This window comes from Thermus sediminis (genome assembly GCF_003426945.1).
GTDB lineage: Bacteria > Deinococcota > Deinococci > Deinococcales > Thermaceae > Thermus > Thermus sediminis.
On sequence record NZ_QURO01000004.1, the window covers coordinates 1,969,205 to 1,991,049 of the forward strand.

Consider the following 21,845-nt stretch of genomic DNA (forward strand, 5'->3'; position numbering starts at 1 on the left):
TGGGGCAAGATGGAAGCATGCGCGCCCTTCTCCTCCTTCTGCCCCTCCTCGCCGCCTGCTCCCTGACCCTGGAGGTGGCCTACCCCGGGCACCGCATCCAGGCCCTGCGCACCCAGGGCACCTACTGCGCGGATCGGAACACCCTTTTGGACTACCGCTTCCTCCTGGAGGGGCGCCTGGACGCCTTGGAGTTCTTCTTTGTGCCGGAGGGGGTGGACCCTTGGCGGGCGAGGCCCGAGGAAAGGTTCCGCCTTTCCGGCCCCATCTTTGGCCCCCAGGTGAGGGGGTACTTGGAGGTGACCCCAAGGGGAGAGGTCCGGGCGGGGACGGCGGTCTCTCCCCAGGGCATCGTGGTGGAGCCCTTGCCGGACCGCAGGCTCTGGGTTAGGGGGGTGACCGCCGGGGTCCTGGGCCCCTATGTGCGGGCGCAAAACCCCGTCCGCCCCGATGTTACGGCCTCCTGCGACCCCAGCTGGTAGCCTAGGGGCATGGGGCTTCGGGAGGAGCTGAGGGCAGCCTTCGGCCCTAGGGCCCTCCTCTCCCCTGCGGAGAAGGGGGTCTACCGCTACGACGCCATCCTGGTGGGGGAGGCCCCCCTAGCCGTGGTCCTGCCGGAGTCCACGGCGGAGGTGCAGGCCCTGGTGCGCCTGAGCCAAAGGCACGGGGTTCCCTTGGTGCCTCGAGGGGCGGGAAGCGGGCTTTCCGGGGGGGCGGTGCCCCTGGGGGAGGCCCTCGTGGTGGCCTTTACCCGCATGACCCGCCTCGAGGTGGACCCCCTGGGCCGCACCGCCTGGGCTGAGCCCGGGGTCACCACCGCCCAGCTCTCCCAGGCGGCGAGGCCCTATGGCCTCTTCTACCCCCCAGACCCTGCCTCCTCCCACACCAGCACCCTGGGGGGAAACCTGGGGGAGAACGCCGGAGGGCCCCTCTGCTTCAAGTACGGGGTCACGGGGGACTACGTCTTGGAGCTGGAGTGGGTGGACGGGGAGGGGGAGGTGTGGCGCCTCAGCCGGGAGGCCTACGACCTCCCCGGCCTCCTCATCGGCTCGGAGGGGACCTTGGGCCTCATCACCGGGGCCCGGCTCCGGCTTCTCCCCCTCCCCCGCTACCGGGCCACCCTCATGGCCCTCTTTCCCGGGGTGGAGGCCCTGGCGGAGGCGGTCTCCCAGGGCATCGCCCTGGGGGCAGTTCCCGCCAAGCTGGAGTTCATGGACAAAAGCGCGGTGAACGCCGTGGAGGCCTACCTGGGCATGGGCCTGCCCCGGGACAGGGCCCTCCTCCTGGTGGAAACGGACGGGGACGACCGGGAGCTGGTGGAGGAGGAGCTTTCCCTCTTGGAGAGGACGGCCTTGGAGCTTGGGGCCGAGGTGAAGAGGGCCCGGGACGAGGGGGAGGCCGAGGCCCTCTGGCGGGCCCGGAGGAGCGTGAGCCCGGCCCTGGGCCGCCTCCGCCCCAAGCGGGTCAACGAGGACATCGCCGTGCCCCGGAGCGCCTTGCCCCGGGTGGTGGGGGAGCTCGAGGCCCTGGGGCGGGCCTTTGGCCTCCTCCTGGTCCAGTTCGGCCACATCGGGGACGGCAACCTCCACCCCAACATCCTCTACGACCCCCGCTTGGAGCCCGAGGAGCGGGTCTGGGCCTTGGCCCACGAGATCGCCCGGGTGGCCCTGCGCCATGGCGGCGTGCTCTCTGGGGAGCACGGCATCGGGTTCATGAAGCGCCCCTTCATGGCCGAGGCCCTGGACCCCGCCACCCTAGGCTTCCTTAGGCGGGTCAAGGCGGCCCTGGACCCCAGGGGGGTCCTTAACCCCGGAAAGGTCCTTCCCTAGGCCTTTTATAGGGTTTTCACGGCCTGGGGCTAGGCTTAGGGCCGTGGACCTGGTCCGCTCCCTCTATGGCCTCACCTGGCTGGGGCTACTCCTGGGGATCGGGGTCCAGCTCCACTACTGGCCTATCCGGGACCTCCGCCTCCTCCCCCTCTACCTCGCCTTCGCCCTCCTCTTCCTCTTGGCCCTCCGCCAGGGCCCCAAGCGGGCCCCCAGGGTCCTGGTCCACGCCCTCGGGGCCTACCTCCTCTTCGAGGCCTGGCGCTCGGGGGAGGCCTACTGGGGGGCGGGGTTTTGGAGCCCGGCCCTCTACCTCCTCGCCGCCTTCGCCTACCCCTTGCCCTGGGCCTTGGGGGCGGGAGCCTTTTGGGGCGGGCTTCTCGTCCTCCTTCCCCTCCTCGCCGGCCGGGACACGGGCTTCCCCTACGGCCACTACGCCCTTTCCCAACCCATCCTTCTGGCCCTCACCCTCCTCCTGGCCCGGTTCCGGGAGCTCTACGGCCAGGTGCGCTTCTGGCGGGAGCAGGCCCTCACCTGCCCCCTCACGGGCCTCCCCAACCGCCGGGCCCTGGAGATGGCCCTGGAAAGGGAGGCGGCCCGGGTGGAGCGGGGGGAGAGGCCCTTCGCCCTCGTCCTCCTGGACCTGGACGACTTCAAGCGGGTGAACGACGAGAGGGGGCACCAGGAGGGGGACCGGGTCCTGAGGCGGGTGGCGGGGTACCTAAAGGCCCACGTGCGCCAGGGGGATCTGGTGGGGCGGTGGGGCGGGGAGGAGTTCGCCATCCTCCTGCCCGCCACCGACCCCCTGGGGGCGGAACGCTTGGCGGAAAGGCTTCGGGAAGGCCTTGCGGCCTTGGGCGTCACCGCCAGCTTTGGGGTGGCCCTTTACCGGGGGGACCTGGGGGAGCTCTTCCTCCGGGCGGACCAGGCCCTTTACCGGGCCAAGGCCTTGGGCAAAAACCGGGTGGCCCGGGCTAGCGAACCCGATACCCCGCCTCCTTGAGGACCTCCCTGGCCCTTTCCTTCTCCTCCCGGGTGGCGAAGCCAAGCCTCAGGGCTCCCGCCTCCTCCCGGATGGTGAGGACCTCGATGTCCTTGATGTTGATCCCGGCCTCCCCCAAGGCGGTGGCGATCCTGGCGATCTCCCCGGGGCGGTCCGGTACCTGGACGGAGAGGTCGTGCATCTCGGGAAGGAGGCTTCGGCGCACGATGGGGAGGCTGTCCCGGGTCCTTTTGGCCTCCTCCGTCGCCTCCAGGAGGGCTTGCGGTTCCTCCAAGAGACCCTCAAGCTCCAGGAGGATCTCCCGGAGCTCCTCTATGGCCTCCCTGAGGGCCTCCTTGTTCTCCACCACCATGTCCCGGCTCATCCGGGGGGAGCCCGAGGCCACCCGGGTCAGGTCGCGGAAGCCCCCCGCCGCTAGGAACATGAGGAGGTCCCGTTCCGGGCTTCGGGCCACCAAGCGGTTCAGGGCCACGGCCAGGAGGTAGGGGAGGTGGGAGATGCGGGCCACGAGCTCGTCGTGGAGCCTGGGGGGGACCTCGAGGGGGTAGGCTCCCAGGGCCTCCACCAGCCCTCTGATCCCTTCCTGGGCCTTGGGGGTGGTCCTTTCCGTGGGGGTGAGGACCCAGACGGCGTTCTGGAGAAGCCCCGCGTGGGCGTTCTCCACCCCGGCCCGCTCGCTTCCCGCCATAGGGTGCCCCCCCAGGAAGTGGGGGAGGAGGCCCTCGAGGGCCTCCACCACCTTGGCCTTCACGCTTCCCACATCGGTCCAGAGGCTTTGGGGATGGGCGTGGGGGGCGAGGGCCCTTCCCAGATGGGCCAGGGCCCCCACGGGGGCCGCCAGGATGCCCAAGGAAAGCTCCCCTACCCAGGGGCCGATGTCCGTGTGGGCCCGGTCCGCCACCCCCAGGAAGAGGGCCTTCTCCAGGGCCAGGGGGTCTGGGTCGTAGGCGTGGACCTCCTCGGCCAGGAAGCGCTCCTTGAGCCCCAGGGCTATGCTTCCCCCCAAGAGGCCCACCCCGAAGATGCCCACCTTGGCGAAGAGGGGCCTCATCCCTTGACCGGAGTGGAGAGGGTCTTGTCCAGGGCCTCCGCTAGGCGGCGCACCTGGCGCATCAGCTTTGCGAACTCCTCCTCGTGGAGCTGCTGGGCCGCGTCGGAGAGGGCCTTTTCCGGCTCGGGGTGGGTCTCTACGATGATCCCGTCCGCCCCCGCGGCCAGGCCCGCCAGGGCCAGGGGGATGACCCAGTCCCGCTTGCCCGCGGGGTGGGAGGGGTCTATCCAGATGGGGAGGTGGGTCCAGCTCTTGAGCACTGGGACGGCGGAGACGTCCAGGGTGAAGCGGGTGGCCTTCTCAAAGGTGCGGATCCCCCGTTCCACCAGGATCACCTGCATGTTGCCCCGGGAGAGGATGTACTCGGCGCTCATGAGGAACTCCTCGAGGGTCATGCTCATCCCCCGCTTGAGGAGGACGGGCTTCCCCACCTCCCCCACCGCCTGGAGGAGGGGGAAGTTCTGGGCGTTCCGGGCCCCGATCTGCAGGACGTCGGCGTGCTCGGCCACGAGCTCCACCTGCTCCGGGGAGAGGACCTCGGTGACCACGGGGAGGCCCGTCTCCCGCCTGGCCTCGGCCAGGATCTTCAGGCCCTCCACCCCTAGGCCCTGAAAGGCGTAGGGGCTCGTGCGGGGCTTGAAGGCCCCGCCCCGGAGCATCTGGGCCCCATGGGCCTTCACGTAGCGAGCCGCCCTCAGGGTCTGCTCCCAGCTTTCCACCCCGCAAGGCCCCGCCGCCACCATCACGTGCCCGCCCCCGGTCTTCCCCGTGGGGAAGTCCAGGACCGTGGGGAAGGGTTGCACGTCCAGGCTCGCCAGCTTCCAAGGCTTGGAGATGGGGATGACCTCGGCCACGCCGGGCAGGGCCCGGAAGTGCTCCATGAGCTCCGGGGTGGGCCCCCGGCCGATGGCCCCCACCAGGGTGGTCTCCACCCCCCGGGAGACGTGGGGCCGGTACCCCACCTTCTCTATCTCCCGGACCACTTCCTGAAGCTCCGCCTCCGTGTACCCACGCTTCATCACGACCAACATAGCTTCCCTCCCAAAAACTTTGGGCGCCCCCTTTTTGGGGGCGCCCTTTGAGGTGAAGGCCTACGCAGGCCGCAGGGCGCCCCCGGCGGGAGGATAAAAGCCGAAGTGGCGCCCAAGGGTCCGCATAGTTGCTCCAAGCTTAGACCGGAGGGGTCGTCTTCGTCAAGCACCTCCGCAGAACCCCGGAAGATGCCCTTGGGCACCCCCTTTGGAGGGAAGAGGGTGTGGCCCCATAGCCCTCTGGTCCCTTGCGGGGCCAGCGGCCTTCCAGCCCAGGTGTTCGCCCCCATGGGGTGGTGGCCCCCATCCCAAAGGAGGAGGACCCCGGGGTAGGTGCGGCGCCTCGCCTCCATGCCAAGCCTCCCCCCAAAGCAGGCCTGGGCAGGGTCCGTGGCATGCGGGCGGAGGTGCGGAGGGGTTTTTGGGGGAGGGGGGCAGGCCTGGGGTTCTCGGCGAAGTAGAGGGCCTCGGAGGCCCCGTGGTCCGCGGCTCCCGCAAACCGGGCCCCGGCCTCCAGAAGGCCCACCGAGGGGTAGGGGCAGGGAGAGGCCCTAGGATCGTGGAAGAGATCCAGGAAGAAGTCTTTCCCCTGGGGCGAGAGGCGGTAATGGGACGGGTCCGCTTCCACCTCTAGCCCCGGGAGGTCCCGTCAGAAGGTGGGGAGGGCTCTTGGGTCCCGCAGCCGGAGGGCTAGGCCAAGGAGCCGCCTAGGGGCCATGGGCCATTTCCCTTTCCACCCGGAAGAGGGTCCAGAGGAAGGCCGCCACCGGGGGCACGTGGAGGGCGAGGAGGGCGAGGCGGGTGTCGGGGCGCGGGGCGGCGGCGAAAGGGGGGAAGAGCATGAGGAGGAAGACCGCAAGGGCCAGGCCCACGAAGATAGGGAGAGCCCGAGGGGTTCTCCGCCGCAAGGGGAAGTAAAGGGCAAACCCTAGGAGCATGGGAAGGACGGTGAAAAGGGCCACGGAGGCCAGGGCCACCTCTTGTGGGGGTTGGCCCGGAGGCGTCACCTGGAAGGGTACCCCCACCGCCCCGGCCAGGAGGAAGAGGAGGAGGTTGGTGCCCAGCGCCACCCCCAGGGCCGCAAGCGCCAGGTTCCAAGGGGCGGTGTTGGCTCCCATCTAGGTCCCCACTTGCGCCTTTTCCGCCACCAGCTCCGTATCCACGCTGAAGCGGACCTCCTCGCCCACCAGAAGCCCCCCGGTTTCCAGGACCATGTTCCAGGTGAGGCCGAAGTCCTTGCGGTTGAGCTTCCCCTCAAAGTGGGCGGCCAGGCGCTCGTTGCCCCAGGGGTCCTTGATGGGCCCCGAGGTTTCCACCTCGAGGGCCAGGGGCCGGGTCACGTCCCGGAGGGTGAGCTCCCCCTCTACCCGGTAGCGGCCCTCCCCCAAGGGGGTGATCCTCTCGCTCCGGAAGACGATCTCCGGGTAGCGCCCCACATCCAGGAAGTCCGGGGAGCGGAGGTGGTTGTCCCGGTCGGCCACGCCCGTGTGGATGCTCTTGGCATCTAGACGGGCCTCCACGCGGATAGGGGTTCCCTTTGGGTCGGCCTCCACAAAGCCCTCCTTCAGGTTCAGGCTACCCCGCACCGTGGCCACCACCATATGCCGCACGGAGAAGGCGATGCTGGTGTGAGCAGGATCCAGGTTCCAACGCATGCAGACCTCCTTGGGCCTCGAGCCCAAGGCCACGATACGCCAAGTGCTATGTATTGTCAAGCGCTATTCAGGATAATACATGGGGCGGAAGGGGAGGCCCAGGGCCTCGGCGAAGGCCTTTAGGCCCAGGCGGTCCGGCTCCTCCAGGTGGTAGCGGAAGTTCCAGAGGTAGTGGAGGAGGAGGGCGGGGTGGACCGAAAGCCGTCTCCCCTCCTTTTGGGCCACCTCCTCCAGGCGGCCCAGGCCCAAAAGGCGGGCCCGCCTCAGGGCCTGGACCACCGCTTTGGGCGGGGGGCTTTCCCGGCGGTAGGCCCAGACGGCGAAGACGAAGGGGAGGCGGGTCCTGCGGAACCAGGCCATGGCCAGGTCCGTGACCGCCACCTCCCCGAAGCGGGTGGGGAGGTCCATGGGGGTTTCGGGGAGGCCCCTGAGGAGGCGGGCGTAGACCTTTACGGCCCGGTCCCCGATGAGGAGGACCCCTTCGTAGTCTTGCAAAAGCTCAAGCTCTCCCTCGGCTCGCTCGTAGCAGGGCTTTACCCCCCGCTCCTCCAGGAGGAGGCGGAGGAGGGCCACGCTGGTGGCGCTCTCCCCGGTGAGGGCTACCCTTTTTAGGTCCTCCAGGGGCACGCGGTGGAAGAGGTTTACCGAGTACACCGGCCCCAGGACGGCCACGGAGAAGTCGGGGAGGAGGCCCCATTGGTCCTGGTGCTCCAGGTAGGCCAGGCTCGAGGCCAAGGAGAGGTCCAACTCCCCCTCCAGGAGCATGCGGTTCAGGGCGGTGGGGGGGGCCTGGAACAGGGTAAACCCTTCGGGCCTCAGGAAGTGGGCCAGGGGGGCCACGTTGGCGTAGGGAGGGAGCCCTAGCCGGTAGCTCACGCCCAGACCCTGACCTCCCGGTAGAGGGCGTCCCGCTCCACGGGGAGGCGGCCCGCCTTCCGGATGATCCCCGCCAGGGCCTCCTTGGTAAGGCCCTTGGGGGTGGGGCTTCCCGCCATGTGGACGATCTTCTCCTCAATGAGGGTGCCGTCGATGTCCGTGACCCCCCAGTCCAGGGAGACCTGGGCTAGCTCCGGGGTCAGGGTGGCCCAGTAGCCCTTGATGTGGGGGAAGTTGTCCAGGTAGAGGCGCGCCACGGCCAGGTTCCTCAGGTCGTCCAGGCCGGTGGTGAACTCCCTCTTGCCCAGCTCCCGGGCCAGCTGGTTGCCGTCCGGCTGGAAGGCCAGGGGGATGAAGCTCATGAAGCCCCCCGTCTCGTCCTGGAGCCTCCTTAGGCGCTCCATGTGGTCCAGGCGCTCCTCGAGGGTCTCTATATGCCCGTAGAGCATGGTGGCGTTGGTGGGGAGGCCCAGCTCGTGGGCGGTGCGGTGGATCGCAAGCCACCCCTCGGCGGAAACCTTGGCCCGGGCGATCCGCTTCCTTACCCTTTCGGCGAAGATCTCCGCCCCGCCCCCCGGCATGGCGTCCAGGCCCGCCTCCTTGAGGGCCTGGAGCACCTCCCGGTAGGGGAGGCGGGCGACCTTGGAGAAGTGGTGGATCTCCGCCGCGGTCCAGGCCTTCACCTGCACCCCGGGGAGGCTCGCCTTGAGGGCTCGGACTAGGTCCAGGTAGTACCTGAAGGGCCTTTTGGGGTGGTGGCCTGCGGTCAGGTGGATCTCCGTGAGCCCCTCCTGGTAGCGCTCCCGCACCCAGGCCACCACCTCGTCTACATCCCAGTCCCAGGCCCCCTCTTCGCCGAAGCGCCTTTGGAAGGCGCAGAAGGTGCAGCCCACATAGCAGATGTTGGTCTGGGATACGCGGATGGAGTGGACAAAGTAGGTCTTGTGGCCGTGCTTCCTCTCCCGCACCAGGTTGGCGAGGCGCATGAGCGTGGGGAGGTCCTTGGTCTCGTAGAGGAGGAGGCCTTCGGCGAAGCTCAGGCGCTCGCCCGCAAGGACCTTCTCCGCGATGGGGACGAGCCCGGGGTCCCGGATGCCTCTCATCCTCCCGAGTCTACTGCCCCGAAAAGGCCAAAACCAGACGCTCCACCTCTTTCCGCCGCCCTCCCACCGCCTTGACCCCCAGGAGATTTCTCAGGTAGCGGTCCGTGAGGAGGAGGTCCACGTAGGGGTAAATGGTAGCGGCCATGACGAAGTCCAAAAGGTCGGAGCGGCGGGGTTTGCGGGCCTTGTCCATTTGGCTTTCCGAAAGGAGTTGGGCCAAGAGGCGCACGAAGGGCACCTCCTTTAGCCCAGTCCGCCTCTGGACCTCCTCCTGGATCCATGCTCTTAGTTGCGCGAGGGGGAGGTCCCCAGGGAGGCTGTCCAGTAGCCCCTGGAAAGGGGAAAGGTCCGCAGGGGCCTCCCAGCTTCCCCCTCGCCACAGGAAGTCCTCCAGGTAGAGGCCCCGCTCCTGCCTTCTGGCGACCTCCTGCCAGGGGCGGACCCAGTACCCCTGGGAGAGGGCTCCGAAGACCTCCTTTAGGGCGGGGAGGAGGTAGCCCGCCTTCTCCCTCGGGCCCCGCGCAGGGTAGAGGGTCTCCAGGACATGAAAGGGGGAAGGGGGAGCCAAGACCCTTCCCTTGAGGGTGAGGAAAAGCCGGCCAAAGGCCTCGTGCCCCCTTTGGCCCAGAAGGTGCTTGGCCATGCGGCTGGCGTAGTTCTGGTCCAGATAGACGATCACACCTCGGCCTTGCTGGGCCAAGGAGCCTCGGCCAAAAAGACCGCCCCTTGGGCGAAGGGGAGGATGCGGGAGGCCCAAAGGGCCTGGGCTTGGAATGGGGAGAAGGGCGGGGAGGTGCCGAGGGTCCAGGGCCGGACTCGTTGCGGGCCCGAGGGCTGCGAGGCGCCAGGGGAGGGGGGCTTTTGGCCGCATGGGACGACCCTAGGGAAGGTAGGAAACCTCTAGGGGCGCCTTTGTAGAGGCCCTTTCCACCAAGACTGGCTCAAAGCGCACCTGCTGGGGTGGGCCCCCATAACCCCGCATCCTCTCCAAAAGGAGCTGAGCAGCCCTGGCCCCCATGGCCTCCACCGGTTGGGCGATGGTGGAAAGCCCCACCTCCTCTGCAAAGGGGTGGCCGTCAAAGCCCAAGACCCGCACTTCCTTGCCTGGGGTAAGGCCCAGGCGCTGGGCCTCTTCCAGGACGCCCAGGGCCACCTGGTCCGCCCCGGCGAAGACGTTCAGAGGAGGGTTAGCCTCTTCCAGGAAGTGCCTCAGGGCCAGGCGCCCCCCTTCTGCGGAGAGGCGGGTCACGTAGAGGTGGCTCTCGGGGAAGGGCCGCCCCGCCTCCTGCAGGGCCTCTCCGAAGCCCGCCATGCGCTCGCTAAAGACCGTGTGGCGGAAGACCCGGTCCGGCTCCTCCTCCACCTTGATGGCGAAGATACTGCCGGGGAAACGGGCCAGGTACTCCCCGGCCATCCTGCCCCCTAGGAAGTTGTCCAGGAAGACGGAGTCGTACCGGGGGTTTTTGGCGTCCAACAAAACCACCGGTCGGTCCGTGGGCAGGCGGCCTTCTCCGAAGTGCTCCGTGAGGTCGTAGGAGGCGAGGATCAGGCCATCCGTGAGGTAGGCCAGGGTGGTGCTCTCCAGGTAGCGCTTGAGCCGGGCCTGGGAGAGGATGGGGAAGAGGGCCAGGTCGTAGCGCTTTTCCAGGAGGACGCTCTCAATCCCCCCAATGAGCCTGCGGTAGAACTCCGTGGCCACGAAGGGGAGGAGGACGGAGACGGTGTAGCTCCTTCCCCCGGCGATCCGGCGGGCGTGGGGGTTGGGGGTGTAGCCTAGCTCCTCCATAGCCCTTAGGACCCGGGCCCGGGTCTCGGGCCGCACGGCGGGGTGGTGGTTGAGGACCCGGCTCACAGTGCCCAGGCCTACTCCAGCGCGGGCGGCCACCTCGTGGATGGTGGGTTTCTTCCTCATAGCCTCAGGGGTGGAAGCGCTTCATGGAAACTTCCAACCTCAGGATAGGGCAGGGGGCCTCCCTTTGCAAGAATGGGAGCATGGGTTACGTCCTCCTGGCCTACCTCATGGGCTCCTTGGTGGGGGGGCTTCTCCTCTTTCCCGAGGTAAGGTGGCGGGACCTCCCCGGGGGCTCGGGGGTCTTCCGACGCAAAGGGCCTCTGGCCGCCCTCCTCGTGGTGCTCTGGGACGTGGGCAAGGGGGTCTTGGCCGCCCTCCTTACCCCCCCGGAGTGGCGCCCCCTGGCCGCAGGGGCGGTGGTGGCCGGGCACAACTGGCCCCTCTTCTTTCGCTTTCGGGGCGGGGGGGGGATCGCCCCCTCCTTGGGCTTCTTCCTGGCCTGGTTTCCCCAAGAAGCTTTCCTGGCCACGGGCCTGGGCCTCCTGGTGGCCGGGGCCTACCACCTCCATTGGCGCAGGCGGCGAAGGGGGATTTATCCCATCCCCTTCGGGGCCATCTTCGGCTACCTGGCCCTCGTTTTCCTTGTTCCGCCGGCAGGCAGGCTGGGGGCGGTCCTGGTGGCGGGGGTGGTGGCCCTTCGGGGCCTGCAAATCCTCCGGGGGAGATGGTAGCTTTAGGGCATGAAGATCCTGCGCTTCGGCAGCGGAAGGTGGGGGATTCTGGAAGGGGAGCTGGTGTTGGAAACGGACGCCCCTGGGGGAAACCCCACGGGCAGACGCTACGACCTGGCCTCGGTGCGCCTCCTGGCGCCCGCTACCCCCAGCAAGATCGTCTGCGTAGGGCGGAACTACAAGGAGCACATCCGGGAGATGGGGCACGATTTTGGGGAGGCCCTGCCCCAGGAGCCCGGTCTCTTCCTCAAGGCCCCCAACGCCTTGGCCCATCCGGGAAACCCCAGGGATCCCTGGAACACAGGGGACGCGGTGCCTTACCCCCACTTCACCGAGGAGCTCCACTACGAGGGGGAGCTGGCCGTGGTCATTGGGGATCGGATGCGGAATGTGCCCCCAGAGAAGGCCTTGGACCACGTCCTGGGGTACACCATCGCCGTGGACATCACCGCCCGGGATGCCCAGAGGAAGGATCTGCAGTGGGTCAGGGCCAAGAGCGCCGACAAGTTTCTGCCCCTGGGGCCTTGGGTTGAGACGGACCTGGATCCCCAGGACACCTGGGTGCGCACCTACGTGAACGAGGAGCTCCGCCAAGAGGGGCACACCTCAGGGATGATCTTCACCGTGGCGGAGATCCTGGCCTACATCTCGGGTTTCATGACTCTGGAGCCTTTGGACGTGGTCCTCACGGGCACGCCCTCCGGGGTAGGGGCGCTGCACCCTGGGGACCGGATTGAGGTGGCCGTGGAGGGCATCGGCACCCTACACACCCGCATCGGGCCCAAGGAGGGGCGGCCGTGGTGAGGATCCTGGACCTCCGCTTCCAGGGAGCCGAGCAGGTCATCGCCAGCTTCCTCCTGGAGTCCAAGGAAGGCCCCATCCTGATAGAGACCGGTCCGGAGAGCACCTACCCCCACCTGGCGGCGGCCCTAAAGGCGGAGGGCCTGGCCCCCGAGGAGGTGCGCCACGTCTTCGTGACCCACATCCACTTGGACCACGCGGGGGCGGCCTGGCGCCTCGCCGAGCTGGGGGCTAGGGTCTACGTCCACCCCAAGGGGGCCCCTCACCTGGTGGACCCCTCCAGGCTCCTGGCCTCCGCAGAGAGGATCTACGGGGAGATGCTTGGGCCCCTCTGGGGGGAGCTTCGGGGGATCCCTGAGCAGAGGGTGCGGGTTCTGGCCGACGGGGAGGTGGTAAAGGTGGGCGGGGTGGAGGTCCAGGCCCTAGAGACCCCTGGCCACGCGGGCCACCACCACGCCTACCTGGTGGAGGGCCTGGTCTTTGCCGGGGACATCGCCGGGGTGCGCATCGCCCCGGGCCCCGTCCTGCCCCCCACCCCGCCCCCGGACATCCACCTGGAAAGCTGGTACGTATCCATAGACCGTATCCTGGCCCTGCGTCCAGAGGCCCTCTACCTCACCCACTTCGGGGCCTACCGGGACGTGGAGCCCCACCTCCTGACCCTGCGGGAGGCCCTCGAGGCCTGGGCCGGGTTCGTGCTCTCCCGGATGCGGGAGGGGCTCGGCCCGGAGGAGATGACCCGGCGCTTTGAGACCTACTGGCGGGAAGGCCTGGCGAAGGCCGGGGTGGGCGGGGCGGGGATGCGGCTCTACGAGCTGGCCGATCCCCCCTTCATGAACCTCCAGGGCCTGGTGCGCTACTGGCAGAAGCACCACCCGGAGGCCCTGGAGGGATGATAACGCCCTTTCCCCTGGACCGCCCAGCCCGCTTGGCGGTCTTCGCCTCGGGGCGGGGGACGAACCTCGAGGCCCTCCTCAAGGCCTTTCCCCGGGGTAACCCCCTGGGGGAAGTGGTTCTGGTCCTTTCCGACAACCCCGAGGCCCCCGCCCTGGAGCGGGCCAGGGGGCGGAGCGTGGAGGCTTTGGCCCTCCCCTGGGAGGGGCGGCGGGCCTTTGAGGCAAGGGCCCTGGCCCTCCTTTGGGAAAGGCGGGTGGACGTGGTGCTCCTCGCGGGCTTCATGCGCCTCCTCTCCCCCCGCTTTGTGGTCCCCTGGTACGGCCGCCTCCTCAACATCCACCCCTCCCTGCTTCCCGACTACCCGGGGCTCCGTGTGCACCAGAGGGTCCTGGAGGCGGGGGAAAGGGAGACGGGGTCCACCGTCCACTTCGTGGACCAGGGGATGGACACCGGACCCATTCTGCTTCAGGGGCGGGTGCCGGTCCTCCCCGGGGATACCCCGGAGGTCCTGGAGGCCCGCCTCCTCCACCTGGAGCACCGGCTTTACCCCAAGGCGGTCCGCCTCCTCCTCCTGGGCCTCGCCTTTCCCCCGCCCGAGGGCCTCTTGGGCCTTCTGGGGCAGGAGGCCGCCCGCCTTTTTCAAGGCCTCCCTCCCCGGGAAAAGCCCCTCTACCTCCGGGCCTGGGCCCTTCTCCGGGTCTGGGAAAAGGAAGATCTGGTGGGCTCCGCCTTCTTGGGCCGGGCGGGGGCGTGGGGCAGGGGGGCCTTCCTCGCCGCCCACCTCCTGGCGGGGGACCACCCAGCCCTGAGGGCCGAGCTTATGGGCCTTCCCGAGGAGGTGCGAAGGAGGGCCGAGGCGGTTTTGGCCTTGGTAGAATCCCCCTCATGAAGGTCCTGGTGGTGGGTTCTGGGGGGCGGGAGCACGCCCTCCTCTGGAAGGCGGCAGAAAGCCCCCTGGTGGAAAGGCTTTACGCCGCTCCCGGCAACGCGGGCATGGAGGCCCTGGCCGAGCTCTTGCCCTGGAGGGGGGAGGTGGAGATCCTGGCGGACTGGGCCCTGGAGGAGGGCGTAGACCTCACCCTGGTGGGGCCGGAGGCCCCCTTGGTGGAGGGTATCGCCGATGCCTTCCTGGCCCGGGGCCTGAAGGTCTTCGGCCCCACGCAGAGGGCGGCCATGATCGAGGGCTCCAAGGCCTTCGCCAAGGGCCTCATGGAGCGCTACGGCATCCCCACGGCCCGCCACCGCACCTTCCAGGACCCCATCCTGGCCCTGGAGTACCTGGAGGAGGTGGGGGTGCCCATCGTGGTCAAGGACTCGGGGCTGGCCGCCGGCAAGGGGGTCACCGTGGCCTTTGACCTCCACACCGCCAAGCAGGCCGTGGCCAACATCCTGAATCGGGCCGAGGGGGGGGAGGTGGTCATTGAGGAGTACCTCGAGGGGGAGGAGGCCACGGTCCTGGCCCTCACCGACGGGGAGGCGATCCTGCCCCTCCTCCCCTCCCAGGACCACAAGCGCCTCCTGGACGGGGACAGGGGGCCCATGACCGGGGGCATGGGGGCGGTGGCCCCCTACCCCATGGACCCGGGAACCCTAAGGCGGGTGGAGGAGGAGATCCTTAGGCCCCTGGTGGCGGGCCTTAGGGCTGAGGGCGTGATCTACCAGGGGGTGGTCTACGCGGGCCTGATGCTCACGAAGGAGGGCCCCAAGGTCCTGGAGTTCAACGCCCGCTTCGGCGACCCCGAGGCCCAGGCGGTGCTGCCCCTTTTAGAGAGCGACCTGGTGGACCTGGCCCTTAGGGCGGCCGAAGGGAGGCTTGCGGGCGCCCGGCTTTCCTGGAAGGAGGGGGCCGCCGCCTGCGTGGTCCTGGCCGCCCCTGGCTACCCGGAAAGCCCCAGGAAGGGGATCCCCCTTCACCTCCCCGAGTCCCCGGAGGGGGTCTTGGTCTTCCACGCGGGCACCCGGAGGGAGGAGGGGCACCTGTATAGCGCTGGGGGGCGGGTCCTCAACGTGGTGGGCTTGGGGAAGGACCTACGGGAGGCCCTGGAGCGGGCCTACGCCTTCATCCCCCGGATCGGTTTCCCCGGGGCGGTGTACCGCAAGGACATCGGCCGGAGGGCCTTGGCCCGGCTCAGTACTTGAGCCGGGCCAGGGGAAGCCTCTCGCAGGCCCTGAGCACCTCCCCCAGGGTGCGGAACCCCCGGCCCTTCAGGAGGGGGATCATGCGGGCGAAGACCTCCGCGGTCATGAGGGCATCCCCGAGGGCGGTGTGCCGCCCCAGGACCGGGACCCCGAAGCGCTCCGCCAGGCGCTCTAGGCGGTGGTCCTTCAGGTCGGGAAAGAGGAGGTGGGCCAGGAGGAGGGTGTCCACCAGGGGGGGCTGGTCTATCCCCACCTTTCTCAGGAAGGCCATATCAAAGGCCCCGTTGTGGCCCAGGAGCACCGTGTCCTCCAGGAACGCCCGGAAGGCGGGGAGGACCTCCTCGAGGCGGGGCTTCCCCTGGAGCATCTCCCAGGTGAGGCCGTGGACCTCCGTGGCGGCCTTGGGGATGGGGCGGCCCGGGTCCACCAGGGCCTCGTAAACCTCGTGCCGCAGGACCCGGTTTCCCAGGAGGTGGACCCCCCCCAGGGCGATGATGGCGTCCTTTTCCGGGTCCAGCCCGGTGGTCTCTAGGTCAAAGGCGGTGTAGAGGAGGCCGTCTAGGGGGGCCTCCTCCAGCTCCTCGGGGACCTGGAGCAGGGAGAGGTCAAAGACCTCAGCCCGGGGTGGGGGGCCTGGGGGGGTGGGGATGCTTTGGGCCTCCTGGGCGGGGAGGAGGAGGTGGAGGCGGTTGCCCTCTCGCCAGAGGCTCCCCCCAGCCCTTTCCACTGCTTCCTTGAGGAGGCGACAGGGTTCAGGGGCGGGATGGGGGAAGAGGAGGCTTAGGCGGAGGAGGCCGCCCTGGATCCCCGCTTGGAGGAGAATCTCCTCCGCGTCCTTCAGGGTGGTGGCGAGGCCCTGGCTCAGGGCGTAGGTGTCCGCCCGCACGAGAAACCCCCGGGCCCCCCCCTCCAGGGCGAAGCCGGGGTGGACCCCTAGTTCCCGTTCCAGGGCCTCCACCAGGAGGGGTAGGAGGTCCTCCACCATGACCTCCGCTGCCTCGGGGGGAGCCTCGAGGGCCCGCACCAGCTCCGCCAAGCTCTCCGCGGTCTCCCTGGCCGCCTGGGCCAGGGGCAGGGCCCCCTTTGGAGCCTCCGTTTCCAGAAGCTCCACCAGGGCCTTGAGGCCGGCGAGCTTGTCCTTGAGGCGGTGGAGGGTGGCCTCGTCCACCCCCCTTTCCTCTCGGGCCGCCTCGAGGATGAGGAGAAACCCCCCCTCTCCCTGGAGGGGCACCGCCTGGAGGGCGATGGGCCCTCCCTTGCCCTGGGTGAGGAAGCGCTCGGCGGAAAGCCTCAGGGCGTGGGCCAGAAGCCCCCGGTCCAAGGGACCAAAGAGGCTCCTGCCCACCCCGAGCCCCTCGCCCAGGAGGCGTTGGGCCTTAGGGTTGTAGAGGACCACCTGGCCCTTGGGGTTGGCCAAGACCACCCCCTGGGGCAGGTGGGCGATGAGGGCGGAAAGCACCCCCCGTTCCCGCTCCAGGAGGGCCTTGGCCTCCTCCACCTTGGCCTCCACCTCCTTTTCCAGGGCTGCCTTTTCCTCGGCCAGGCGGTGGATAAGGCGGGCCAGGGCCTGAAGCTCCAGGGGTCCTCTGAGGGGCAGGCGGTGGCCGGGGTTGGCCAGGAGGACCTCCGCCTCCTGGCCCAGGGCCCGGGTGGCCGCCAGGTAGCCCAGGAAGAGGGGATGGAGAAGGGCCCCCAGCACCAGGGCGAAGAGGAGGCCCACGAAAACGAGGACGGGGGACTTCTCCCGGGCGACCCGGAGAAACTCCTGGGCCAAGGCCTCCTCCCCCTGGAGGAGGAGGAAGAGGGCCAGGGCCACTACCCCTCCTACCAGGAGGAGGCCCAGGAGAAGGGCCCCGAGGAAGCGCAGGACCTCCCTCATTCCCCCTCCAGAAGCCTTTCCACCTGGGCCAGAAGGTCCTGGGTGCCAAAGGGCTTGGCCATGAAGGCCTCGGCCCCCAGGGCCAGGGCCTTGGCCCGGTCCGCCTCCCGACCCCGGGCGGTGAGGACCAAGACCTTGGGCCTCCCAGGCCCTTGGGGAAGGCGCTCTAAGATGGCGAAGCCGTCCATCCCCGGGAGCATGAGGTCCAGGATCAGCAGGTCAAAGGGGCCCTCCTCTAGCCGGGCTAGGGCTTCCTCCCCCGTTCTGGCCAGGGCTACCTCGTGCCCCGCTTTCCTCAGCAGGAACTCCAGGGGCACCAGGATGCTCTCCTCGTCATCCACCACCAAGATCCGCATGGTCCACCTCCAGGGGCAGGGTGAAGGCGAAGCTGGCCCCCTCTCCCTTCTCCAAGAAGATCCGCCCTCCCAGGGCCTCCACCAGCCTGCGGGCCAGGTAAAGGCCCAGGCCCGTGCCCCCGGCGAAGCTCTGGAAGGGTTCAAAGACCCAGGGCCTCAGGTCCTCGGGTACCCCCGGGCCGTCATCCTGGACCCGGAAGAGAGCCTCCTTCCCCTCGTGCCTAAGCTCCAGGCACACCCGGCTTTGCGCGTGGCGCAGGGCGTTTTGCAGGAGGTTCAGGAGCACCTGGAGCACCCGGTCGCGGTCGGTGAGCGCTCGGGCCTCCTCCAGGTGGACTTCCATGATAACCCTTTTCTCCTGGGCCAGGGGCTGGACCAGGGCCAAGGCTTCCTCGGCCAGGGCCCTTAGGTCGGTGGCCTGGAGGCGCAGGGGGAGACCCGCCTGCAGGCGGGCGTAGGCCAGGACCTCCTCCACCAAGCGGGAAAGCCGGGCCGCCTCCTTGGAGAGGAGGGCGGTGAAGCGCCGCCTTTCCTCTTCGGGTAGGTCGTGGTGGGCCTCGAGGATCTCCGCCAGGGCCCGCACCGAAGTGAGGGGGGTCTTGAGTTCGTGGGAGACCGCGGCCAAAACCTCGTCCTTGGCGTGATCCAAGGCCTTCAGGCGCTCGTAGGCCTCGGCGAGCTCGCGCCTGGCCTCCTCCAGGGCCCTGGCGTAGGCCCGTACCTCCTTGGACTCCCGGGCTGCCTCCTCTAGAAGGGCTTCCGGAGGGGCCCTCTCCGTGACGGAGAGGAGGAGGAGCCTGGCCGTGGCGGGCCCCACCGATCCCGCCAGGAAGGCCTCGGCCAGGGCGGCGGCCTGGGGACCAGGAAGATCCTGGACTCGATTTAGAAAAGCTACCTCTGCCTCCGGGCCCAGAACCCGGCCCAGCAGAGCAGCCAGCTCCGCCACCTCCCCCGTGCGGCCCTCTTCCTGGACCTCCTTTCGGGTGAAGAGGGAGACTCCTAGGGTGAGGGCCAGGTTGGCCATGAGGCTGACCAGAAAGCCGTGGGTCACGGGGTCCAGGTCCCTCAGGCCCAGGAGCCCCTCGGGGCGGAGGAGGGGGTGGGGGCCTGTGAGGAAGACCTCGGGGAGCCAGCCCGAGCGGGCCAGGGCCGGGAGGAAGAGGGTGTAGGTCCAAAGGAGCACCCCCCCGATAAGCCCTGCCAAGGCCCCTTCTCGCGTGGCCCCCTTCCAGAAAAGGCCGAGGAGGGCCGGCGGAGCCAGCTGGGCCACGGCCACGAAGGAGATGAGCCCCATGCCCACCAGGGCGTAGGCCTCCCCCGCCAGGCGGAAGTAGAGGTAGGCGAGGAGCATAACGACAAGGATGGAAAGTCTCCGCCAAAGGAGGAGGCTCCCCAGGGCCCTGGCCCTGAGGAGGAGGGGGGAGAGGAGGTGGTTGGAGACCAGGATGGAAAGGGCCAGGCTCTCCACCACCACCATGGCCGTGGCCGCGGAAACCCCCCCCAGAAAGGCCAGGAGGGCCAGGGCAGGGTAGCCCGCCTCGAGGCTCAGGGCCAGGACGTAGAGGTCGGGGTTTTCCTCCGGAAAGTGGAGGCGCCCGAGGAGGGCCAAGGGGACCATGGGCAGATTGATGAGGAGGAGATAGAGGGGAAAGGCCCAGGCCGCCAGGGGAAGGTGCCTGGGGTTCACGTTCTCCACCACGATCACATGGAACTGCCGGGGCAGGAAGAGGAAGGCCAGGCCCGATAAGACCGTGAGGCCCACCCAGCCCAGGTAGCCGGGAAGGCCCTCTGGGGGCGTTAGGGGGGGCAGGAGGTCGGGCCTTTCCAGGGCTTGGGGAAAGGGGTTTCCCAAGGCCAGGAGGACCACCAGGCCCACCAGGAGGAGAGCGAAAAGCTTCACGAAGGACTCAAAGGCCACAGCCAGAACCAGGCCCTGGTGCCTCTCCGAGGGGTCCAGGCGCCGCGTGCCGAAGAGGATGGCGAAAAGGGCGAGGAGCAGGGTGGTGGGCAGGGCCACGTCCGCCAGGGGCGCTTCCTCGCCGCTTAGGAAGAGGAAGGCCTGGGCGATGGCCTTGAGCTGCAGGGCCAGGTAGGGGAGGAGGCCCACCACCAGGAAGGCGGCCGTCAAGGAGGCCAAGGGGGCGTGGCCGTAGCGCAGGAAGAGGTAGTCCGCCCAGGAGGTGAGGCGGTGGGCCTGGGCTAGCTTCAAAAGCCGCCCGTAGAGAAAGGGCCAGAGGAGGAGGACCAAGGTGGGCCCCAGGTAGACGGGGAGGAAGGTGGCCCCCTCTTTGGCTGCCCGGCCCACGCTGCCGAAAAAGGTCCAGGCGGTGGCGTAGACCGCCAGGGAGAGGGCGTAGGTCCAGGGGCTTTGGGCCCAGGCCCTGCCCCGACCCTCCCCCCAGAGGGCTACCAAGAAGAGGATGCCCAGGTAGAGGAAAAGGCTAAAGAGGAGGAGGACAGGGCTCATAGCCTCCGGAAGAGGAGGTAGGCCAGGAGGATCGCCAGGCCCCAGGCCCCGAAGAGGTAGAGGTACAAAGAGGGCAATCCCCACGGCCCGAGGGGGGGGAGGGAGAACAGGCCCAAGGGCGCGAGGAAGAGGACCAGGGCCAGGAGGAAGAGGGCAAAGGCCTTCTCCTTCATCGCAGCTGGAAGCGGCCCGCCGTGCTCTCCTGGATTTCCAGGATGGCCCGGAACCCCTCGAGGGCCTGTTGCCTTTCCCAAGGGGAAAGGGCAGTCCAGAGAACCCTGTTGCCGATGGCCTTCCCCTCGCGGAAGGTGGCCAGCTGGTGGGCTAGGCGTAGGTGGAAAAAGAAGCGGTAGGCCTCACCAAGCCGCTCGGCTCCTTCCCGGCTTAGGGTGCCCGCCCTCGCCGCCGCCTTGAGGCGCTCCACCGTTCCCCGGGCCTGATCTCCCGCCATAAGGGCGTAGAGCCGGGCCAAGGCCACGATGGGGGCCAGGGCGTAACGCTTCAGGTCCACGAACCCTTTTTCCGTGCGCACCCGGCCAAAAAGGCCCAAGGGGGGGCGAAAGGCCAGGGCGCTTTGGGCCAGATGGTAGAGGAACACCCCTTTGCGGCTCCTTTCCAGAATGGCCTCCTCCAGGACCCTAAGGGAGAGCGCCCCGGCCACGCCCCGAAAGTCAAAGAGGATCTGCGTTTCCAGAAGGGCTTGGGGCTCAGGGGTTTCCATCCATTTGCTGAAGGTGGCCACCCAGTCCCGGAGGGGCATGCGCCAGCGGGTGGCCATATACCCTCCCTTGCACTCGGGGATGCCCGCCCGGATCAGCCCCTGGACCACCCGTTCCGCCAGGGCCTGGAAATAGGCCTCGTGGCCTCCCTCACCCAGGACTAAGGCGTTGTCCTGGTCGGTGAGCAGGGCCTGCTCCCGCCGGCCCTCGGAGCCGAAGACCATAAAGCTGTAGGGCATGGGGGGTTCCCCCAGGGCCGCCTCGGCCTCCTTCACCAGGCGGCGGATGAGGGCGTCGTTCAAGGAGGCCACCACCCGGCCGATCTCCAGGCCCCCAAGGCCCCGGGCGAAGAGGGCCTCCACCAGGTGGGCCACCTGGAGGCCGTACCGCTCTAGGTCCAGCCTCTCAATGCGCCGAAGGAGGAGGAGGGGGTTTTGCGCCTGGTGCAGCATCAGGTCCGTGTGGGTCACCACCCCCACCACCTCTTTCCCCTGGGTGACGGGCAGGTGGTGAATGCCCCGCTCCACCATGGCCGCCATCGCCTCGTAGATGGGGGTTTCCGCGGGAAGGGCGAAGACGGGGGCGGTCATGACCTCGGCCACGGGGGTGGCAGGGGAACGCCCCTCCGCCAGGACCCGGTTCCTCAGGTCCCGGTCGGTGAGGATACCCAAGGGCTCCGCCTCCACCAGGAGGCTGGAAACCCCCTCTTCCCGCATCCTTTGGGCGGCCTCCTCCACCTTGGCGGTGGGAGGGATGAAGGCTGGAGGGCGCCGGACGAGCCTCCCCACCGGGCTGAAGAGGGAGGGGTCCGGAACTTCCCGAAGCCGCACCCGGCTCACGAGGCCTTGGCCAAAAAAGCGGGCAGCCTCGGGAAACGTCAAGAGTTTTTGGAAAGTTTCTTTTGGGAAGGCCAAGAGGCGGACCGGGGTCCTGGCTATCACGGAGAAGGCGGGGGATTCCCCGGAGAGAAGGGAGGGGAAGCCAAAAAACTCCCCGGGTCCCAAGCTCCCCACCTCCTCCTCCCCGTCCCGTAAGGCTACCTCCCCTTCCAGCACCAGGTAGAGCTTCTCCGCAGGCTGGCCCCCTTGTTCCAGGATTTGCGCCCCTTTGGCGTGGGTCTCCTCCTGGGCTTGGCGGAGGAGGGCTTCTCGCTCCGCTTTAGGAAGGGCGCTCAGGAGTGGATTGGTTCTGGGGTCCATGGCTGGGGGTAAGCCAGGCCACCAGGGGGATGATGTAGTGCAGGGCCACCTGGGCCTGAACCAGGACCACGAGGCCAACGCCCAGGATGAAAGCTGGGGGCAGGAGCACGAAAAGCCGCACCACCCGGCCTAAGCCAGGCGGGGGCAAGGGCCAGATGCGGTGGTAGAGGAGGCCAAGCAAAAGGCCCAGGGTCGCCCCTAAGGCGATCTGGAAGAGGATCCTGGGGGTGGGAAAGGGGAGGCCCAGGAGGTAGTGGCCAAGGAGGTAAAAGGCAAAGAGGGCGCTCAGGCTTCCCAGGTAGAACCGCAAAAGCTTCATGCTG

The 21,845-nt window shown here is 68.7% G+C and carries 22 protein-coding genes; 8 read left to right on the forward strand and 14 right to left on the reverse strand.

The features are described from left to right. The first annotated feature begins 17 nt into the window (after window positions 1-17). The 3 genes from ATI37_RS11185 to ATI37_RS11195 are packed head-to-tail and all read left to right on the forward strand — an operon-like array spanning window position 18 to window position 2,826. Window positions 18-479, forward strand: a complete 462-nt coding sequence (locus ATI37_RS11185) for a hypothetical protein (RefSeq protein ID WP_117238414.1) — start codon at window positions 18-20, stop codon at window positions 477-479. A 9-nt stretch (window positions 480-488) separates the two neighbouring features. Then, window positions 489-1,826, forward strand: a complete 1,338-nt coding sequence (locus ATI37_RS11190; protein ID WP_117238415.1) for an FAD-binding oxidoreductase — start codon at window positions 489-491, stop codon at window positions 1,824-1,826. 43 nt (window positions 1,827-1,869) lie between these two features. Next, complete coding sequence (locus tag ATI37_RS11195) at window positions 1,870-2,826, forward strand: GGDEF domain-containing protein (protein WP_117238416.1); 957 nt, start codon at window positions 1,870-1,872, stop codon at window positions 2,824-2,826. Here the strand turns inward: ATI37_RS11195 and ATI37_RS11200 are convergent. From ATI37_RS11200 to ATI37_RS11240, 8 genes are all read right to left on the reverse strand, one after another. Next, entirely contained in the window at window positions 2,798-3,877 is a 1,080-nt protein-coding gene (locus ATI37_RS11200) for a prephenate dehydrogenase/arogenate dehydrogenase family protein (RefSeq protein WP_117238417.1), read from the reverse strand. The genes ATI37_RS11195 and ATI37_RS11200 overlap by 29 nt on opposite strands. Continuing rightward, entirely contained in the window at window positions 3,874-4,908 is a 1,035-nt protein-coding gene (aroF, locus tag ATI37_RS11205; RefSeq protein WP_117238418.1) for a 3-deoxy-7-phosphoheptulonate synthase, read from the reverse strand. Before aroF ends, ATI37_RS11200 begins: the two co-directional genes overlap by 4 nt. Window positions 4,909-5,615: 707 nt before the next feature. Next, window positions 5,616-6,026, reverse strand: a complete 411-nt coding sequence (locus ATI37_RS11215; protein WP_117238419.1) for a DUF6069 family protein — start codon at window positions 6,024-6,026, stop codon at window positions 5,616-5,618. After that, a complete protein-coding gene (locus tag ATI37_RS11220; protein WP_117238420.1) occupies window positions 6,027-6,563 on the reverse strand; it encodes a YceI family protein in 537 nt (178 codons plus the stop codon). Window positions 6,564-6,626: 63 nt separating this feature from the next. Continuing rightward, window positions 6,627-7,439, reverse strand: a complete 813-nt coding sequence (locus ATI37_RS11225) for a menaquinone biosynthetic enzyme MqnA/MqnD family protein (RefSeq protein ID WP_117238421.1) — start codon at window positions 7,437-7,439, stop codon at window positions 6,627-6,629. Further along, entirely contained in the window at window positions 7,436-8,542 is a 1,107-nt protein-coding gene (gene mqnE / locus ATI37_RS11230) for an aminofutalosine synthase MqnE (RefSeq protein ID WP_117238422.1), read from the reverse strand. The genes ATI37_RS11225 and mqnE overlap by 4 nt, the downstream gene beginning before the upstream one ends. A 10-nt stretch (window positions 8,543-8,552) precedes the next feature. Then, window positions 8,553-9,221 (reverse strand): hypothetical protein, encoded by a 669-nt coding sequence (locus tag ATI37_RS11235; RefSeq protein WP_117238423.1) that lies wholly within the window; start codon window positions 9,219-9,221, stop codon window positions 8,553-8,555. 201 nt (window positions 9,222-9,422) lie between these two features. After that, complete coding sequence (locus tag ATI37_RS11240; RefSeq protein ID WP_117238424.1) at window positions 9,423-10,454, reverse strand: substrate-binding domain-containing protein; 1,032 nt, start codon at window positions 10,452-10,454, stop codon at window positions 9,423-9,425. Window positions 10,455-10,534: 80 nt separating this feature from the next. Here ATI37_RS11240 and ATI37_RS11245 point away from each other — a divergent pair, with 80 nt between their 5' ends. Genes ATI37_RS11245 through purD form a run of 5 tightly spaced genes read left to right on the forward strand, consistent with a single transcriptional unit; the run spans window position 10,535 to window position 14,902 of the window. Then, window positions 10,535-11,065, forward strand: coding sequence for a glycerol-3-phosphate acyltransferase (locus ATI37_RS11245; RefSeq protein WP_117238616.1), 531 nt, complete (start codon window positions 10,535-10,537; stop codon window positions 11,063-11,065). 9 nt (window positions 11,066-11,074) lie between these two features. Beyond that, the gene (locus ATI37_RS11250) at window positions 11,075-11,869 is read left to right on the forward strand and encodes a fumarylacetoacetate hydrolase family protein (RefSeq protein WP_117238425.1); all 795 of its coding nucleotides are present in this window, start codon (window positions 11,075-11,077) and stop codon (window positions 11,867-11,869) included. Further along, complete coding sequence (locus tag ATI37_RS11255; protein ID WP_117238426.1) at window positions 11,863-12,762, forward strand: MBL fold metallo-hydrolase; 900 nt, start codon at window positions 11,863-11,865, stop codon at window positions 12,760-12,762. The genes ATI37_RS11250 and ATI37_RS11255 overlap by 7 nt, the downstream gene beginning before the upstream one ends. Further along, complete coding sequence (gene purN / locus ATI37_RS11260) at window positions 12,759-13,652, forward strand: phosphoribosylglycinamide formyltransferase (RefSeq protein WP_198665562.1); 894 nt, start codon at window positions 12,759-12,761, stop codon at window positions 13,650-13,652. Before ATI37_RS11255 ends, purN begins: the two co-directional genes overlap by 4 nt. Continuing rightward, window positions 13,649-14,902: a phosphoribosylamine--glycine ligase gene (purD, locus tag ATI37_RS11265; RefSeq protein WP_117238427.1), complete on the forward strand. Its 1,254-nt coding sequence runs from the start codon at window positions 13,649-13,651 to the stop codon at window positions 14,900-14,902. The genes purN and purD overlap by 4 nt, the downstream gene beginning before the upstream one ends. On the opposite strand, the gene ATI37_RS11270 is transcribed toward purD, so the two are convergent. From ATI37_RS11270 to ATI37_RS11290, 6 genes are read right to left on the reverse strand one after another with little or no spacing between them, the layout of a single operon-like run. Continuing rightward, on the reverse strand, window positions 14,892-16,781 hold the full coding sequence (locus tag ATI37_RS11270; RefSeq protein ID WP_117238428.1) for a 3'-5' exonuclease: 1,890 nt from the start codon (window positions 16,779-16,781) through the stop codon (window positions 14,892-14,894). The genes purD and ATI37_RS11270 overlap by 11 nt on opposite strands. Beyond that, entirely contained in the window at window positions 16,778-17,137 is a 360-nt protein-coding gene (locus ATI37_RS11275) for a response regulator transcription factor (protein ID WP_117238429.1), read from the reverse strand. Before ATI37_RS11275 ends, ATI37_RS11270 begins: the two co-directional genes overlap by 4 nt. Beyond that, window positions 17,115-19,604, reverse strand: a complete 2,490-nt coding sequence (locus tag ATI37_RS11280) for a sensor histidine kinase (RefSeq protein ID WP_117238430.1) — start codon at window positions 19,602-19,604, stop codon at window positions 17,115-17,117. The genes ATI37_RS11275 and ATI37_RS11280 overlap by 23 nt, the downstream gene beginning before the upstream one ends. Next, a complete protein-coding gene (locus ATI37_RS11725; RefSeq protein WP_198665563.1) occupies window positions 19,601-19,777 on the reverse strand; it encodes a hypothetical protein in 177 nt (58 codons plus the stop codon). The genes ATI37_RS11280 and ATI37_RS11725 overlap by 4 nt, the downstream gene beginning before the upstream one ends. Continuing rightward, on the reverse strand, window positions 19,774-21,522 hold the full coding sequence (locus ATI37_RS11285; RefSeq protein WP_117238431.1) for a DUF294 nucleotidyltransferase-like domain-containing protein: 1,749 nt from the start codon (window positions 21,520-21,522) through the stop codon (window positions 19,774-19,776). The genes ATI37_RS11725 and ATI37_RS11285 overlap by 4 nt, the downstream gene beginning before the upstream one ends. After that, window positions 21,482-21,841, reverse strand: coding sequence for a hypothetical protein (locus ATI37_RS11290; protein WP_117238432.1), 360 nt, complete (start codon window positions 21,839-21,841; stop codon window positions 21,482-21,484). The genes ATI37_RS11285 and ATI37_RS11290 overlap by 41 nt, the downstream gene beginning before the upstream one ends. Between the last annotated feature and the right edge of the window lie 4 nt (window positions 21,842-21,845).